Here is a 13419-nt window from a genome sequence, read left to right as displayed (position 1 = left end):
ATGGTGTGCGTTAGCGTACATATCTTGTACACTAGTGAACACTTGAAAGTGAGCTTCTTGTCTCTGTTTTTTATATTAATGTTTTTCTTAAAAAAATCTCCGGAGAAAAATTACCCATAAGCAACTCTCTACCCCATTTCTTCATCATTACTTCAAAAGTGAATCCTTTGGAGGCAAGCTACTATAAGTGATAGTGGCATTGTTCTTGGCCTAGTACTATGTATTACTTTGTACCTAGTTTATCCTGATCACTGCAACATTTTTTTGGATAAGCTAACTAATACGAAAAACGACATTAACCCAAAAGATTAAATTAACATGCAATTACGAATTTTTACCTTGAGGTGCCGAACCGCTTGTTTCATGCTGGCATTGATTTTTTTGGCCCTCTCGGCAGAGGCACAGCACCAGCTTTCTGGAAAAGTGAAAGATGAAAATAGCCAGGCCGTTCCTTTTGCAAACGTACTCGTCATGAATCCACAGGACTCTTCATTGGTTAAAGGAACCATCACTGATACTACAGGCCATTTTGTGATTGAGAGAATTACTGAAGGTAATTACATCGTCTCAGCGCAAATGGTTGGTTATAAAAGTACCTTTTCACCTGTAATGAGCATCAACGACGATAAAGTGATGGCTGACATTCAGATGATAGAGACGACTACCGAACTTAACGAAGTAGTAGTATCTGCTACCAAACCCATGATGGAAATGACACCTAACGCACTGGTGGTCAACGTTGAAGCCAGCCCTATTCTCAAAAATGGCACAGCCAGAGAGATTCTGGAAAAATCTCCCGGAGTTACAGTAGACCAGGATGGAAACATCAGTGTGAAAGGAAAATCAAACGTATTGGTTTATCTGGATGGCAAGCCCACTTACCTTTCAGACAGTGACCTTTCTCAGCTATTGGAAAGTACCTCTGCTGAAAATATTGAGAAGATCGAAATCATGGATAATCCTCCTGCCAAGTATGATGCGGAAGGTAATGCGGGCATCATCAATATTGTAAGAAAAAAATCTTCTGATATGGGGTTGAATGGAAATGTAAGTGTAGGGGTAGGCTATGGTAATTATCCCAAGCTAAACCCAAGCCTGAACCTGAATTACCGTTCTGAAAAAGTTAATCTTTTTGGAAACTATAGTCACTATTACAGCAAAAAGGTTCAGAATAACGATATCTTCCGTAACATACCTTACCGTACAGAGCTGGGTGATACTGCCATCACTACTTTTGATCAGTCATCCCGTATGATCAACTGGGTACATAACAATAATTTCCGTAGCGGTGCTGACTGGTATGTTGCGCCCAAAAGCACTATTGGCGTATTGGTAAGTGGAAATTTTGGAGAATGGAACGGAGACGCGAAAAATACCACCATACTGGGTGGCGTTTATGATAATCCTTATGATGGCTTAAATGCTGAAAACCGTTCAGGAAACAACTGGACAAATATAACCTACAACCTTAATTTTAAGCAGGAACTAGCCAATGGAGGCGAGCTTAGCTTTGATGCAGATTATGCCGTGTGGGATCGCGAAAGCTATCAAAAAAATGATAATTTCTACTTTAGCAATGAAGGAGAAACTACAGAACCCCCGCTTTTGGTGCGCACCAACATGAATACAAATATTGATATCCTTGCCATCAAAGCAGACTATAGCACTACCATATTTGGCGACTGGGGTCTGGAAAGCGGGCTCAAAACCAGTAAAGTAACCACAGATAATAATCTGGACTTTAATACGATTGAGGATGGCGAACTACAAAAAGATACGCTCAGAAGCAACCGTTTTCAGTACGACGAACAAATACATGCAGCTTATTTAAATGTAAGCAAAAAATTTAACGAAGCCTGGCAATTACAAGCTGGCCTCAGGGGGGAGTATACTTCTTCTATGGGCTACTCGGTAACTTTGGACAGTGCTGCCGAGCGAGAATACTTTAACCTCTTTCCCAGTGCCAGTCTGTCGTATACCATGTCTGAGAACCACAGCTTCTCATTATCATATAGCCGTAGAATTGACCGACCCAACTATAGTAATCTGAATCCATTTGAGTTCTTTCTGGATCGTTTTACTTTTGAAAGGGGTAACCCCTTCCTCAACCCCCAATATACGAATGCATACGGGTTGAATTATGGCTTCAAAAGCGCGGTGTTCCTGACCCTTAACTATAATGAAACCAATGACGCAATTACACAGGTGCTGGAGCAGGATGAAGAGAGCCAGACTACTTTCCAGACTACCGTCAATCTGGATAAACAGAGAAACTACAGTGCCAATATAGCGGCTCCGCTACCCCTTACCCAATGGTGGGTAATGAACTTTAACCTAACGGGTTTTTACAATACAATAGAATCATCATTTTCAGAAGGAGGGCAAGTAGATAAGAGTCGACTAAGCTATATGGCAAGAATGCAAAATACTTTCACCCTTCCTGGTGACATTAAGTTTGAGCTCATGGGGATGTATCAGTCTCCTCAACTTTGGGGTATTTTTGAAATTCAGGAGCAGTACCAGATAGATGCGGGTATTTCTAAATCTGTAGGTAAATTGAAGATACAGGCCAGTCTGGATGACGTGTTCAATATCCGTAATAATAGGGTAAATATAGTACAAGGTGATATTGATACCGTAGTAAAAAACAAGTGGGAGTCCAGAGTATTTATGCTAAACCTTTCTTACCGCTTTGGTAATGATAAAGTTAAACAAGCCAGAAAACGTGGCACTGCATCTGATGACCTGAGGCAAAGAGCAAATTAAATAAACCAGACAAAAAGGGGTATACATAATATTCAATGGTGTAGCCCCTCTCTTTTATGGAATGTATTAACTCAATTCATTTTATTCCAGGCCAGGCTTAGTTTATCTCGAGTTACCGGTTTGTCTAACGTATCCTCTAAACGAAAAGAGAGTGAAGGGTCTTCATATTTGTTGTAGGAAATTACAATCAGGTAAAGGCTTTCTTTTTGGGGGGGTGGCAAACTGCCAAGGAAGTAAGAAGGGAGTAGTTTGTTAAAATATTCAAATTTTGTATCCAGCAAGATTACATATTCATTGGCCTGCTTTTCATCCATTTTCTCCATCATAGAGAGTAGTGCCTGTTTTGCTGAAGGAACACTATGCGTGACGATTAACTCATGGGTCAGGTCAAGCCATGTGATCAGATAACGATTGACGAAGTTAGCAATGCTATCATCATCTATTAAAAGTAATTTATCTACTTTTTTCATCTTACACAGAGCTCAACACTTAAGTAAACCACAAAAATTACATATAATTATTGAAAAAATTAAATTTTACTTTTAAAACTTAGTGTTAAGCGATATTCTAAATTTAGATATTATCTTATGATAAGAATGAAGTGACTTTCGTCATTACACACAAAAGTGCGCATACTTGCAATACTTATAACTTCAAAAGTACTATTTTTCTGTTATACTTAGGTACTGCATGACAATAATATTAGTCCTTTTGAAGTAAATCACTTCATCAATAATAACATTTTTTCAGAATAACTATTTCCAAAATCACTTATTCATTTGGTTGATTCTACCTTTTGCACGGATAAGAATACGATCAACAATACGAGGAATGAGTATATTGGCGAAAAAATTAACTTTACCAAGTAGTGTTAATATAGATTTGAACTTCCTTTTCTTAATGTTTTTTACAATAGATTTCGCAACATCTTCGGGGTTTTGAGCTTTTCTATCCTCTCGTGACTCCAGGAGCACCAGTTTTCCGTCTTTACCAATCACTTTCTTACCCTCATCATTTTGAGTGATTCCAACATAGACAATACCTACGTGGATATGATATTCCGCAAGCTCTACTTTCAGTGATTCAGCTATAGAGGTTAATGCCATTTTGGAAGCACAATACATGATTGTTTCAGGCAACCCTCTGATTCCGGCTACACTGGAAATAAAAACCACACTTCCTTTACTTTCTTTGAGATGGGGAATGGCAAAGCGAGTAGGAAATACACAGCCCAAAAAGTTAATATTCATCATGTCCTGGAAAACTTTAGGGTCCAGTTCTTCAAAATACCCTCTGGATGACATTCCCGCATTATTGATGAGAATATCCAAACGGCCATAATACTTGATCGTCTCATCAATTAACTTCTTACAATCATCTACTTTACTCATGTCAGCCTGCACTGCCAGTACATCCAAACCAATAGATTTCATGTTTGCAGCAGTCTGCTCCAGACGCTCGGCAGTTCTACCATTCAGGACCACTTTTGCTCCCTGCTCTCCAAGTAGTTTTGCTGTAGCTTTTCCAATTCCCATGCTGGAGCCAGTAACGATGGCCACTTTATCTTTAAAGGCTTGCTTATGCTTCATGACCGGGTTTTTACCTTCATTTCAGGGTTATAATGCAATGCGAGGTAGTCATTGCTGAGTGAGAGGATGATGTGAATCACCACTGCCACCCATATGGTTCCTGTAGTCAGGGTGATATAACAAATGAGTAAACCGAAAGGCAAAGCGCCTATTGTTTCTGCAGGCCCTTTAGGCAAATGGACTGCTGAATACAGGGCCACATTAATAACGATAGCTGGCCAAACGCCTAAGCTATACACACAAGCAGTCAACAATATTCCTCTGAATAGTAACTCATATGCAAACAGATATGATATGGTAGCCAGGGCATTGATGGCAATGAGCTTACTGTCCCATACTTTTGCCCTAATCATAGGGTACATACTCAAATTCTGGGGTCTTTTGGCAGCACTGATGTTTAATGGAAAAATAATACAGGACAACCCACAGATCCATAACATGGAAGTGCCCGTGTGGTGAAACCCCAGACCGAGCTCAGTCAGTGAAAAAGGCAGGGTAATCAGGCAGATGACAAGGGGAATAATGCCCAGAAAAAGGACGCCAGTATATTTTTGAAACTGTACCCAAAGTACAGTGGCTTTCTCTTCAGAATATTTTTGATCAAAAGAAGCTTTTCGCTGGGGGGACTCGGCAATAAACCAAAAAGCAATAAAGCCAATAATGGCGAGACTAATGCTGATGACTGCCGGAATATCCTGCTCAGCAAGTGTAAAAGAAATTTTATCCATAACGGCTACTCAAGTGAGCCGCAAAGATAAGAAGAGGATGGGAAATCGGAAGAATTAATCTTATCCTAGAGCAAAGACTGGCTATGGCATTCGTTTTCCAGGTTGATCATATCAAGCAGTATATCAACAATATGGCCAGGCGCGCGTGTAACTGCCCCTCTATATTTCATCTGGAGCACATTTCCACTGTTTGCATTGTATACTATTCTACCTACCTGTGTATTGCGGGGATACTGATAAAATTTAATTTCCAAAACATTATTATCCTGACCGTTACTGTAAATACAACGTTTTTTCCATTCAAGATTTTTATTGTTAGTAGAAATCAAGTTTAGCAAACCCCTGACCGCTTCATTTTCATCCGGCATTCCCATGCTATTAATATTTTTGATAAAAAACACTACAATAGAATGGAAAATAATAAAAATTATTGAATAATTAACACCAATATTTAGGAAATATTAATTTTATAAATATGTACTCAATCTGAAAAATTGAATCTCAGATACTTTATCTTCACTCCTTCACGCATGAATTGCTCCTCGTATTTGGTAACAATATCGGGTAGCTCTTCTTTGAATTTTGAAGCATGATAATCGTAGGTATATTCAAGGTTTATGATATCTTTTCTATCTTCCAGTAGTGCTCGTGTAAATGCAAAAAGCGCTTCATTATCAGTCTTGAAATGAACAATTCCTCCCTTTTTGAGAAGCTTTTTGTAGATATCCATAAACCTTTCGCTCGTCAGTCTGCGCTTGATGTCTCTTTTCTTGGGTCGGGGGTCGGGAAAGGTGATCCAGATTTCATCCAACTCATTCTCTTCTACATATTTCTCAATTTCCAGAATCCGGATTCTTAGGAATGCTACATTAAGCAGCCCTTCTTCAATGGCTACACTGCTCCCCTTCCAGATTCTGGCGCCTTTTACATCTACACCTACATAATTTCTTTTAGGAAACCTACGGGCCAGCCCCACAGTGTACTCCCCTCTGCCACAGCCTAATTCAAAAACAATAGGATGATCATTTCCGAAAAACTGATGCCAATTACCTTTGATAGTATCAAATATAGGTTTACCGGGTTGCACAACGTTCCTACGCTCTTCGTTATCTTTAAATCTGTTTAGTTTACTTCTCATGATAAGTCTTCAATTTCAGCTACTACAAAAGTACTTCCGCCTACAAATATGCAATCATCTTTATTAGCTAGCTTTTTTGCTCTCTGATATGCAGCATGTACCTGTTTAAAACTTTCACCGGAAAAACCTGAAGCTTCTGCTTTTTGCGTTAACAACTCCACCGGCATGGCACGTGGCAAATCAGCCTGACAGAAGAGATAGTACGCATGCTCTGGTAGTAGTGATAATACAGTCTGCGGATCTTTTTCCTCATTCATACCAATCACCACAAAAAGTCTGTTGTATTGAATATGCTTGAGTTGCAGCCCGATTTCTTCAAATGCGCCCTGATTATGCCCGGTATCGCATATGATTAATGGTTTCTTTTGAATGATCTGCCAGCGTCCCCTGAGTCCTGTAAGCTGGCTTACGTTGCCCAAAGCAGTGCGTATCTGCTCCTGCGTTATTTGATATCCCAGTGTTTTCAGCACGTCTACTGACTTGAGAATACCAGGCAGGTTTTTGATTTGATAATGTGCTCCCAGAGAAAGAGCCAGGTCATTAAAGATTAACTCATCTTCCTTTTTTACATTTACAGTGTATTTACCATTAACAATTGCAGCGATGTTTACCTGATAAGTGTCCTGGGCAAAATGAAGGGAAGTGTTTTTGTCTTTGGCAACTTTTTCAAAAACAGCCTGCGTAGCTCCTTGCCTCTCTCCGATCACTACGGGTACATCCGGCTTAATAATACCTGCTTTTTCAAAAGCGATCTTTTCCAGGGTATCACCTAAAAATGCAGTATGATCTAAACCAATATGGGTAATAAGGCTTAGGATAGGATATATGACGTTGGTAGAATCAAACCGTCCCCCCATACCTACTTCTATGACTGCGATATCCACTTTTTCACGACTGAAATAGTCAAAAGCCATCGCGACAGTAGTCTCAAAAAATGAAGGCTTTAGCTGATCTATAAAATCTCTGTGATGTACGACAAAATCAACCACTGACTGTTGATCAATAGGCTGACCATTAATCCTGATCCTTTCCGTAAAGTCTTTGAGGTGTGGAGATGTATATAAACCCGTTTTATACCCTGCTTCCTGTAAAACGGCCGCGATACTATGGGCACTGCTTCCTTTTCCGTTGGTACCCGCAATGTGCACACTGGGGAAGTCGTCCTGAGGCTGACCTAAATATTCGCATAGAGCCAGTGTGTTTCCCAGATCTTTTTTAAAAGCCGCATTCCCAATCCGCTGAAACATCGGCAAAGCATCGTACAAATATTTAGTAGCCTCCTGATAGTTCATAAACTCAAATTTGCTGCAAACTTACACTCTATTTGCAAAAGTTAAACATCACAGTTATTAATAGTCACGCCAATTTTTTTTGACATGAGATAGAATCCATTTCATGCCTCACCCTTGCTAAACATTTGCGACCCAAAATCCTCTGACATTTTTACCCTTAAAAAGAATTATCATGCCCTTTATATTTGTTTGAAAACAACATTGATAAATACTATTAAGCTATATTTGCAGGTTTTTTGCTAATAGTATTGTATCATGCAACCTATGTTGGTGCTTTATTACACAACCACGCAAACCGATGAAGAGACTTAGAGGTGAAAATCTGGTCAAAAAATATAAGAAAAGAACCGTAGTAGACCATATTAGTTTGGAGGTTTCTCAGGGAGAAATTGTCGGACTTCTAGGGCCCAATGGGGCAGGCAAGACGACTACTTTTTACATGATTGTAGGTTTGATCAAACCTAATGAAGGTCAAATTTTTTTGGATGGTCAGGAAATCACCGCTTTACCTATGTACAAGCGTGCCAAAAAAGGTATCGGTTATCTTGCCCAGGAAGCGTCGGTTTTTCGTAAGCTCAGTGTGGAAGACAACATTCTTGCCGTACTAGAGATGACCAAAATGTCCAAAAAAGAAAGACATCTGAAGGCTGATGCCCTACTTGAAGAATTTAGTCTAACACATGTGAGAAAAAATATGGGCATGGTACTGTCTGGCGGAGAAAGAAGACGTACCGAGATTGCCCGTGCCCTGGCAGTAGACCCTGATTTTGTGTTGCTTGACGAGCCTTTCGCTGGCGTGGACCCTATTGCAGTTGAAGAAATTCAGACGATTGTAGCCCAGCTCAAAAATAAGAATATCGGAATATTGATCACTGACCATAATGTCAACGAAACATTGTCCATTACTGATCGGGCTTATCTCATGTTTGAAGGAAAGCTACTTAAAGCCGGTAGCGCTGAAGACCTTGCCAATGATGAACAGGTAAGAAGAGTTTATTTGGGCCAGCATTTTGAACTAAAAAGAAAAGTTTAATCAATTTAGTACCAGCTTAACATTTTATAAACAGAGAGGAGATAATTATTGCATGGAGTTTATTAATTCGGTAATGACATGGTTGATGAAGAAAAGGATTCATCAGATTGAGCTTTTTCTAAAGTATCCCCATGATGTACAGCGAGAAGTATTTGTGAACCTGATAGACACTGCCCAAAAAACCGTTTACGGTAAAGCCTATCATTTCCATGAAATCAATAATTTTCAGGATTTTCAGGAACAGCTACCTGTAGTAAATTACGAAAGCCTATACCCTTATATTGAGCGGGTGATGCGGGGTGAAAGTCATATCCTATGGCCCGGTAAAATTAAGTGGTTCGCCAAATCCTCAGGTACTACTAATGCCAAGAGCAAGTTTATCCCTGTATCTGCTGAAGCTTTGGAAGATTGTCATTATAAAGGTGGTAAAGATTTACTTTCTATTTATGTCAATAATTATCCTGAATCCAGAATGTTTTCAGGTAAAAATCTTGCCATTGGAGGTAGCCAGCAAATCAACCCACTTGATAAAAACGGAGAATCTTTTAGTGGTGATGTATCCGCAGTAATTATGAAAAATTTACCTTTCTGGGCTCAGCTGTCTCGTACTCCCAAGCTTGAAATCGCATTGATGGAGAACTGGGAAGAAAAAATTGAGATGATCGCCAAAGCTACCGTTAATGAAAATATTACCAGTATTGCCGGTGTCCCTACCTGGACCATTTTTCTCTTACAAAGGATTATGGAAATGAAGGGAGCAAAACATATACTAGAGGTCTGGCCAAACCTTGAGCTTTTTGTACATGGGGCTGTTTCTTTTACGCCTTATCGTCCTGTATTTAAGGAGTTGATACCTTCTCCTCAGATGCATTATCTTGAGACTTATAATGCGACCGAAGGCTTTTTTGGCATACAGGATCAGAAGAATTCAACTGAGATGCTCCTAATGCTGGACTATGGCATATTTTACGAGTTCATTCCCAGTGAAGAATTTGATAGTGAGCACCCCAAAACTGTAGCCTTAGACGAAGTTGAACTCAATACAAATTATGCTGTTGTCATTTCAACTAACGCAGGTTTATGGCGCTATAAAATTGGTGATACGATTAAGTTTACTTCACTTGATCCTTACAGATTCAAAATCAGTGGCAGAACCAAACATTTCATCAACGCTTTTGGAGAAGAACTTATCGTAGAAAATGCTGAAAAAGCGATTGCTTTTGCCTGTGATGTGACAAAGGCTTTAGTTGATGACTTTACTGCAGCGCCCCGTTACATCAGTGAAGGACAGAAGGGATGCCATGAGTGGATTATTGAATTTTCAAAACTCCCTGAAAGTATTGAAGCTTTTACTAATGCACTGGACGATCATTTACGAAAACTTAACTCAGACTACGATGCCAAACGTCAAAAGGATATTGCAGTAACCTCCCCGCAAATCCATATAGTAGACTCAGGTACTTTTTATCGCTGGATGAAAAAAAGAGGCAAGCTTGGAGGACAAAATAAAGTTCCCAGACTTTCTAATAATCGCGAATATGTAGATGATATTCTCAAAATGCTAGCGGAAGAAACTGTTTAATATTAATAAAGCTTTTTGGAAAGTAAGGCAAAGTCACTTTCTTTCAAATGATGCTGCATTTTTTCAAAAAGCTTTCTTTCTTTAGTTCTAACGTATTTTTCAAGCATAAACCCTAATTGGTCTGCCTCTTCTTCAGTCAACTCTTCTGTGTGCTGAAGTGCTGAATTAAGGTCGTGATTTATTCCTTTGAGCTCTTCTAGCGTTACTTCAAAAATAGCAAACTCATGAAGAAAAGGGAAAAGTAAAAAAGCATCTCTTTTCAGATGCTTTTCTATAATACGATTATATTCTTCTGAAGCAAAAGCAAGTTTTCCGGAGAGCGTCTCAGGGAGCCCACGATAAGGTGGCGCATTTTTTTTCAATAGTTGAGCTAAAATTAATAGCTCATGATGTTCTCTAGATATCGGTATCAGTACCTGATGTCTTCTCATCGCTATCTGAGTCTTCTATATCAGTATCTTTTCTATCTTCTTCATTATCAAAATCTGGCTCCTGCAATCCAATTTCATTTTCTTTTTTCTCAAAATCTTTAGGGGTTGGAAGATCACCAATTCTGTTAATACCAAAATACTGCATAAAAAAATCAGTGGTACCATAAAGTAACGGTTTTCCTATGGTATCTTCTTTGCCTTTAATCTCAATCAGTGATTTCTCGAGCAGCTTCTGAATAGCATAATCACAACCCACCCCTCTGATTTGCTCTACATTCGCTTTAGTGACCGGTTGCTTATACGCAATGATTGAAAGAGTTTCCATTGCTGCGGTAGAAAGCCTTTTATTTGATTGTTGTTTTAGTAATATACTGATGCTGGCCTGATATGCGGGCTTGGTAAGAAATTGATACCCACCACCGATATTAAATACCTGAAAGGGATATTGGTCATCAAGGTACTGCTCAATAATTTTATCAATTGCTGCTTTGATATCATCCAGAGAAATCTCAGCGTCAAACATTTCATTTAGACAACTCTGTATGTCTTCTATTTTGATAGGCTTAGAGGCACAAAAAATTAGCGCCTCTATATGATTCTTTAAAAACTCCAAAGATGGTAGTTTAAAAGGTGATAAAAAGGTGTTTTACTGATTTTTAAGCTTGGCCTCTATAGAGTGACGAGTATGAGGAACTGCTCTTAGCCTCTCTTTAGAAATCAATTTCCCAGTATCAACACAAATCCCATATGTACCATTCTTGATACGAGCTTTTGCACTTTCTAGCTGATTGATGAACTTTTGCTGTCTGGCAGCAAGCTGGCTCAGGCTTTCTTTTTCTAAAGTGTCAGCACCATCTTCCATCAGTTTGGTATTCCCAGAAGTAGTATCTGTGCCACTTTCATTTTTTCTGCTCAAACTGGCCTTTATATTTTCAAGTTCTTCTTTAGCCTTCTCAAGCTTTTGATCAATCAATACTTCAAACTCTTTGAGTTCTTCTTCAGAGTATCTTGTTTTTTCTACCTGGCTCATAGTGGGAATGTTTAATGAATGCGCAAATTTAAATAATGAAATCAAATCTCAAAATTTGATTTCATTATCCTGTTAAATTATATTAAAAAAAGAAAAATCTAAGAATTATAGTTCATTATTAATGTTATTAAAAATGGGATTTTCTCTGCTAACAACTCATTTACAGAAGCTTAGCTCCCTATCGTAAATATAACTTATGATCTAGGATATTATTTCAATATTAGGAAAAAACCGGCTTGAGCCGGTTTTCATAGAGTATTAATAACTAAGATAATGAACATCAATGCTTAATCATAGGAGATTTTTTCAGCTTAGCATCCGGAAAAAAATGGTTAACCTGCTCTTCGTACAAGTTGAACACAAAATTATCTTCAGGATATTCAATATCATCCAAGCTTATCACTTCATCTTTGGCGATATCTCTCTTAAGCACTATACCTTCTGCCAGACCTATGGGTAATAAATTTTCCTTCCTGCATATTTCAGCGTTTTCACACTGACCATAAGCGGTATATCCACCAAAACCATCTAGGGTTTGTCCGGCCTTCAAATCTATCTTGGCTGTGGTCACTACTTCTACCACTGGTCCTCCAATGGGCGCCATAACAGGGTCATTAAAATGAAATACCCTGGCTATAGAATTAGGTATTTCAAAATAACAAAGATGATAGGGGGTATAGAAGCTGTAAATCGGTCCCTTACCTAACTTAAGGTAACTTAAATATTCTTTAGACATCTCATCATCAGTAGTCGCATATACATATACGCCCGGGCCAGGTTTGGCACCCACTACGTAATCTACGATACCTCCTGATGCTTTGAGTTGTTCTGCATCATAAAGATCTGTTAAGTTATCAATGTGTTCTTGTGAGCGAAAAGCATTCATCCCTCTCTGAGACACTTTCATACCAGTAGCATTGGCTACAGATGCCTGTTCAAATGCAATCTTAGTACCATCCGTAAAGTTGGTAATCATGTTGACGTTTTGCCCCGCATTCTTAGCATACTGCTCCATATCTTCAGGATTTTTATGCACATCCAGGAACCCTTTGATATTTCCACAAACCAGGGGCGTAAATCCCATATTTTTGACAAAACGATAGAGGTTCATGATCACACCGGGCTGATCTCCATCGCTACCACTCAATATCACGTTTGCGAGGTCTGCCTTATGCTTAAGAATCGGGCCTAATGTAGAGTCCAGCTCAGCATTCATCAGAATTACTGGCTTTTGGTGTTGAATAGCAGTTAATACCGCTTTAGCAGCATATGCAATGGTACCAGTGGCTTCAACAATAATATCTACCTCTTTTGCCATGGCAAGTACCTCAGGATTGCTTGTAACCGTTGCAATTCCTTTCTTCACACAATTATCAAGAACATTTGGATCTTCGCAGTCCATAATTTGCGCTACTCCTGCTTTTTTATAGCAATGAATGGCTTTGTCTAAGCTCCTGTTACAGATTGCTGCCACCCTCATACCAGGCGTGTATTTAACAATCTGATTTACGATTCCAATGGCCATGTAGCCAGCACCAAGTATACCTACCCGGATGGGGTTACCAATATCTTCTCTGAAGTGTAAAGCTTTATCTGTAATAATCATAGCATTAAAAAAGCATTTTTTTGTAATATTGAAACAATGTAAGATTAAAATTATTTTAACGCAAGTAATTATATAACTATTTAAGTTTATTTTTTAACTAAACATGTAAGACATCTTAATTTTCTCATTTCAGCAATACTACAAACTTTCATGCTAAGATCTCTAAGTAATGATTTAGAGAACTCTTTTTTACAAAAAAAGGTGACTTTGAGAGTCACCTTTTT

The 13419-nt window shown here is 38.8% G+C and carries 13 protein-coding genes; 3 read left to right on the top strand and 10 right to left on the bottom strand.

What is annotated here, in order from left to right:
• Positions 1 to 363 precede the first annotated feature (363 nt).
• Positions 364 to 2766, top strand: a complete 2403-nt coding sequence (locus tag OKW21_RS06450; RefSeq protein WP_277478432.1) for a TonB-dependent receptor — start codon at positions 364 to 366, stop codon at positions 2764 to 2766.
• Positions 2767 to 2837: 71 nt separating this feature from the next.
• Here OKW21_RS06450 and OKW21_RS06445 read toward each other — a convergent pair whose 3' ends face one another.
• From OKW21_RS06445 to OKW21_RS06420, 6 genes are all read right to left on the bottom strand, one after another.
• The gene (locus tag OKW21_RS06445; RefSeq protein ID WP_277478430.1) at positions 2838 to 3236 is read right to left on the bottom strand and encodes a hypothetical protein; all 399 of its coding nucleotides are present in this window, start codon (positions 3234 to 3236) and stop codon (positions 2838 to 2840) included.
• Between the two features lie 297 nt (positions 3237 to 3533).
• Positions 3534 to 4355 carry an SDR family oxidoreductase gene (locus OKW21_RS06440; protein WP_277478428.1) on the bottom strand — a complete coding sequence of 274 codons (822 nt, stop codon included), beginning with the start codon at positions 4353 to 4355 and terminating at the stop codon, positions 3534 to 3536.
• Entirely contained in the window at positions 4352 to 5083 is a 732-nt protein-coding gene (locus OKW21_RS06435) for a CPBP family intramembrane glutamic endopeptidase (protein ID WP_277478426.1), read from the bottom strand. Before OKW21_RS06435 ends, OKW21_RS06440 begins: the two co-directional genes overlap by 4 nt.
• Before the next feature lie 65 nt (positions 5084 to 5148).
• Positions 5149 to 5457 (bottom strand): hypothetical protein, encoded by a 309-nt coding sequence (locus tag OKW21_RS06430; protein ID WP_277478425.1) that lies wholly within the window; start codon positions 5455 to 5457, stop codon positions 5149 to 5151.
• Positions 5458 to 5564: 107 nt separating this feature from the next.
• Entirely contained in the window at positions 5565 to 6221 is a 657-nt protein-coding gene (trmB, locus tag OKW21_RS06425; RefSeq protein ID WP_338130031.1) for a tRNA (guanosine(46)-N7)-methyltransferase TrmB, read from the bottom strand.
• A complete protein-coding gene (locus tag OKW21_RS06420; RefSeq protein ID WP_277478423.1) occupies positions 6218 to 7513 on the bottom strand; it encodes a bifunctional folylpolyglutamate synthase/dihydrofolate synthase in 1296 nt (431 codons plus the stop codon). Before OKW21_RS06420 ends, trmB begins: the two co-directional genes overlap by 4 nt.
• Positions 7514 to 7811: 298 nt before the next feature.
• Between OKW21_RS06420 and lptB the strand changes: the two genes are divergently transcribed.
• Both lptB and OKW21_RS06410 read left to right on the top strand, forming a co-directional pair.
• On the top strand, positions 7812 to 8546 hold the full coding sequence (gene lptB, locus OKW21_RS06415; protein WP_277478419.1) for an LPS export ABC transporter ATP-binding protein: 735 nt from the start codon (positions 7812 to 7814) through the stop codon (positions 8544 to 8546).
• Positions 8547 to 8598: 52 nt separating this feature from the next.
• Positions 8599 to 10128, top strand: coding sequence for a GH3 auxin-responsive promoter family protein (locus OKW21_RS06410; protein WP_477099971.1), 1530 nt, complete (start codon positions 8599 to 8601; stop codon positions 10126 to 10128).
• Between the two features lie 2 nt (positions 10129 to 10130).
• Here the strand turns inward: OKW21_RS06410 and OKW21_RS06405 are convergent, their stop codons facing one another.
• The 4 genes from OKW21_RS06405 to OKW21_RS06390 form a co-directional block, all read right to left on the bottom strand.
• Positions 10131 to 10490 (bottom strand): hypothetical protein, encoded by a 360-nt coding sequence (locus tag OKW21_RS06405; protein WP_277478415.1) that lies wholly within the window; start codon positions 10488 to 10490, stop codon positions 10131 to 10133.
• Positions 10491 to 10524: 34 nt separating this feature from the next.
• The gene (gene scpB / locus OKW21_RS06400) at positions 10525 to 11172 is read right to left on the bottom strand and encodes an SMC-Scp complex subunit ScpB (protein WP_338130030.1); all 648 of its coding nucleotides are present in this window, start codon (positions 11170 to 11172) and stop codon (positions 10525 to 10527) included.
• 33 nt (positions 11173 to 11205) lie between these two features.
• Complete coding sequence (locus tag OKW21_RS06395) at positions 11206 to 11589, bottom strand: TraR/DksA family transcriptional regulator (RefSeq protein ID WP_277478412.1); 384 nt, start codon at positions 11587 to 11589, stop codon at positions 11206 to 11208.
• Between the two features lie 280 nt (positions 11590 to 11869).
• Positions 11870 to 13195: an NAD(P)H-dependent oxidoreductase gene (locus OKW21_RS06390; protein ID WP_277478410.1), complete on the bottom strand. Its 1326-nt coding sequence runs from the start codon at positions 13193 to 13195 to the stop codon at positions 11870 to 11872.
• Positions 13196 to 13419: the final 224 nt, after the last annotated feature.

The sequence above is a fragment of the Catalinimonas alkaloidigena genome (assembly GCF_029504655.1).
Lineage (GTDB): Bacteria > Bacteroidota > Bacteroidia > Cytophagales > Cyclobacteriaceae > Catalinimonas > Catalinimonas alkaloidigena.
This window is presented reverse-complemented; position numbering and strand designations above follow the sequence as displayed.

Excerpts from the sequence above, each read along its gene's own strand:
- OKW21_RS06450 (WP_277478432.1), top strand. The coding sequence starts at position 364 with ATGCTGGCATTGATTTTTTTGGCCCTCTCGGCAGAGGCACAGCACCAG.
- OKW21_RS06390 (WP_277478410.1), bottom strand. The coding sequence starts at position 13,195 with ATGATTATTACAGATAAAGCTTTACACTTCAGAGAAGATATTGGTAAC.
- OKW21_RS06430 (WP_277478425.1), bottom strand. The coding sequence starts at position 5,457 with ATGGGAATGCCGGATGAAAATGAAGCGGTCAGGGGTTTGCTAAACTTG.
- OKW21_RS06435 (WP_277478426.1), bottom strand. The coding sequence starts at position 5,083 with ATGGATAAAATTTCTTTTACACTTGCTGAGCAGGATATTCCGGCAGTC.
- OKW21_RS06410 (WP_477099971.1), top strand. The coding sequence starts at position 8,599 with ATGGAGTTTATTAATTCGGTAATGACATGGTTGATGAAGAAAAGGATT.
- lptB (WP_277478419.1), top strand. The coding sequence starts at position 7,812 with ATGAAGAGACTTAGAGGTGAAAATCTGGTCAAAAAATATAAGAAAAGA.
- OKW21_RS06440 (WP_277478428.1), bottom strand. The coding sequence starts at position 4,355 with ATGAAGCATAAGCAAGCCTTTAAAGATAAAGTGGCCATCGTTACTGGC.
- trmB (WP_338130031.1), bottom strand. The coding sequence starts at position 6,221 with ATGAGAAGTAAACTAAACAGATTTAAAGATAACGAAGAGCGTAGGAAC.
- OKW21_RS06420 (WP_277478423.1), bottom strand. The coding sequence starts at position 7,513 with ATGAACTATCAGGAGGCTACTAAATATTTGTACGATGCTTTGCCGATG.
- OKW21_RS06445 (WP_277478430.1), bottom strand. The coding sequence starts at position 3,236 with ATGAAAAAAGTAGATAAATTACTTTTAATAGATGATGATAGCATTGCT.
- OKW21_RS06395 (WP_277478412.1), bottom strand. The coding sequence starts at position 11,589 with ATGAGCCAGGTAGAAAAAACAAGATACTCTGAAGAAGAACTCAAAGAG.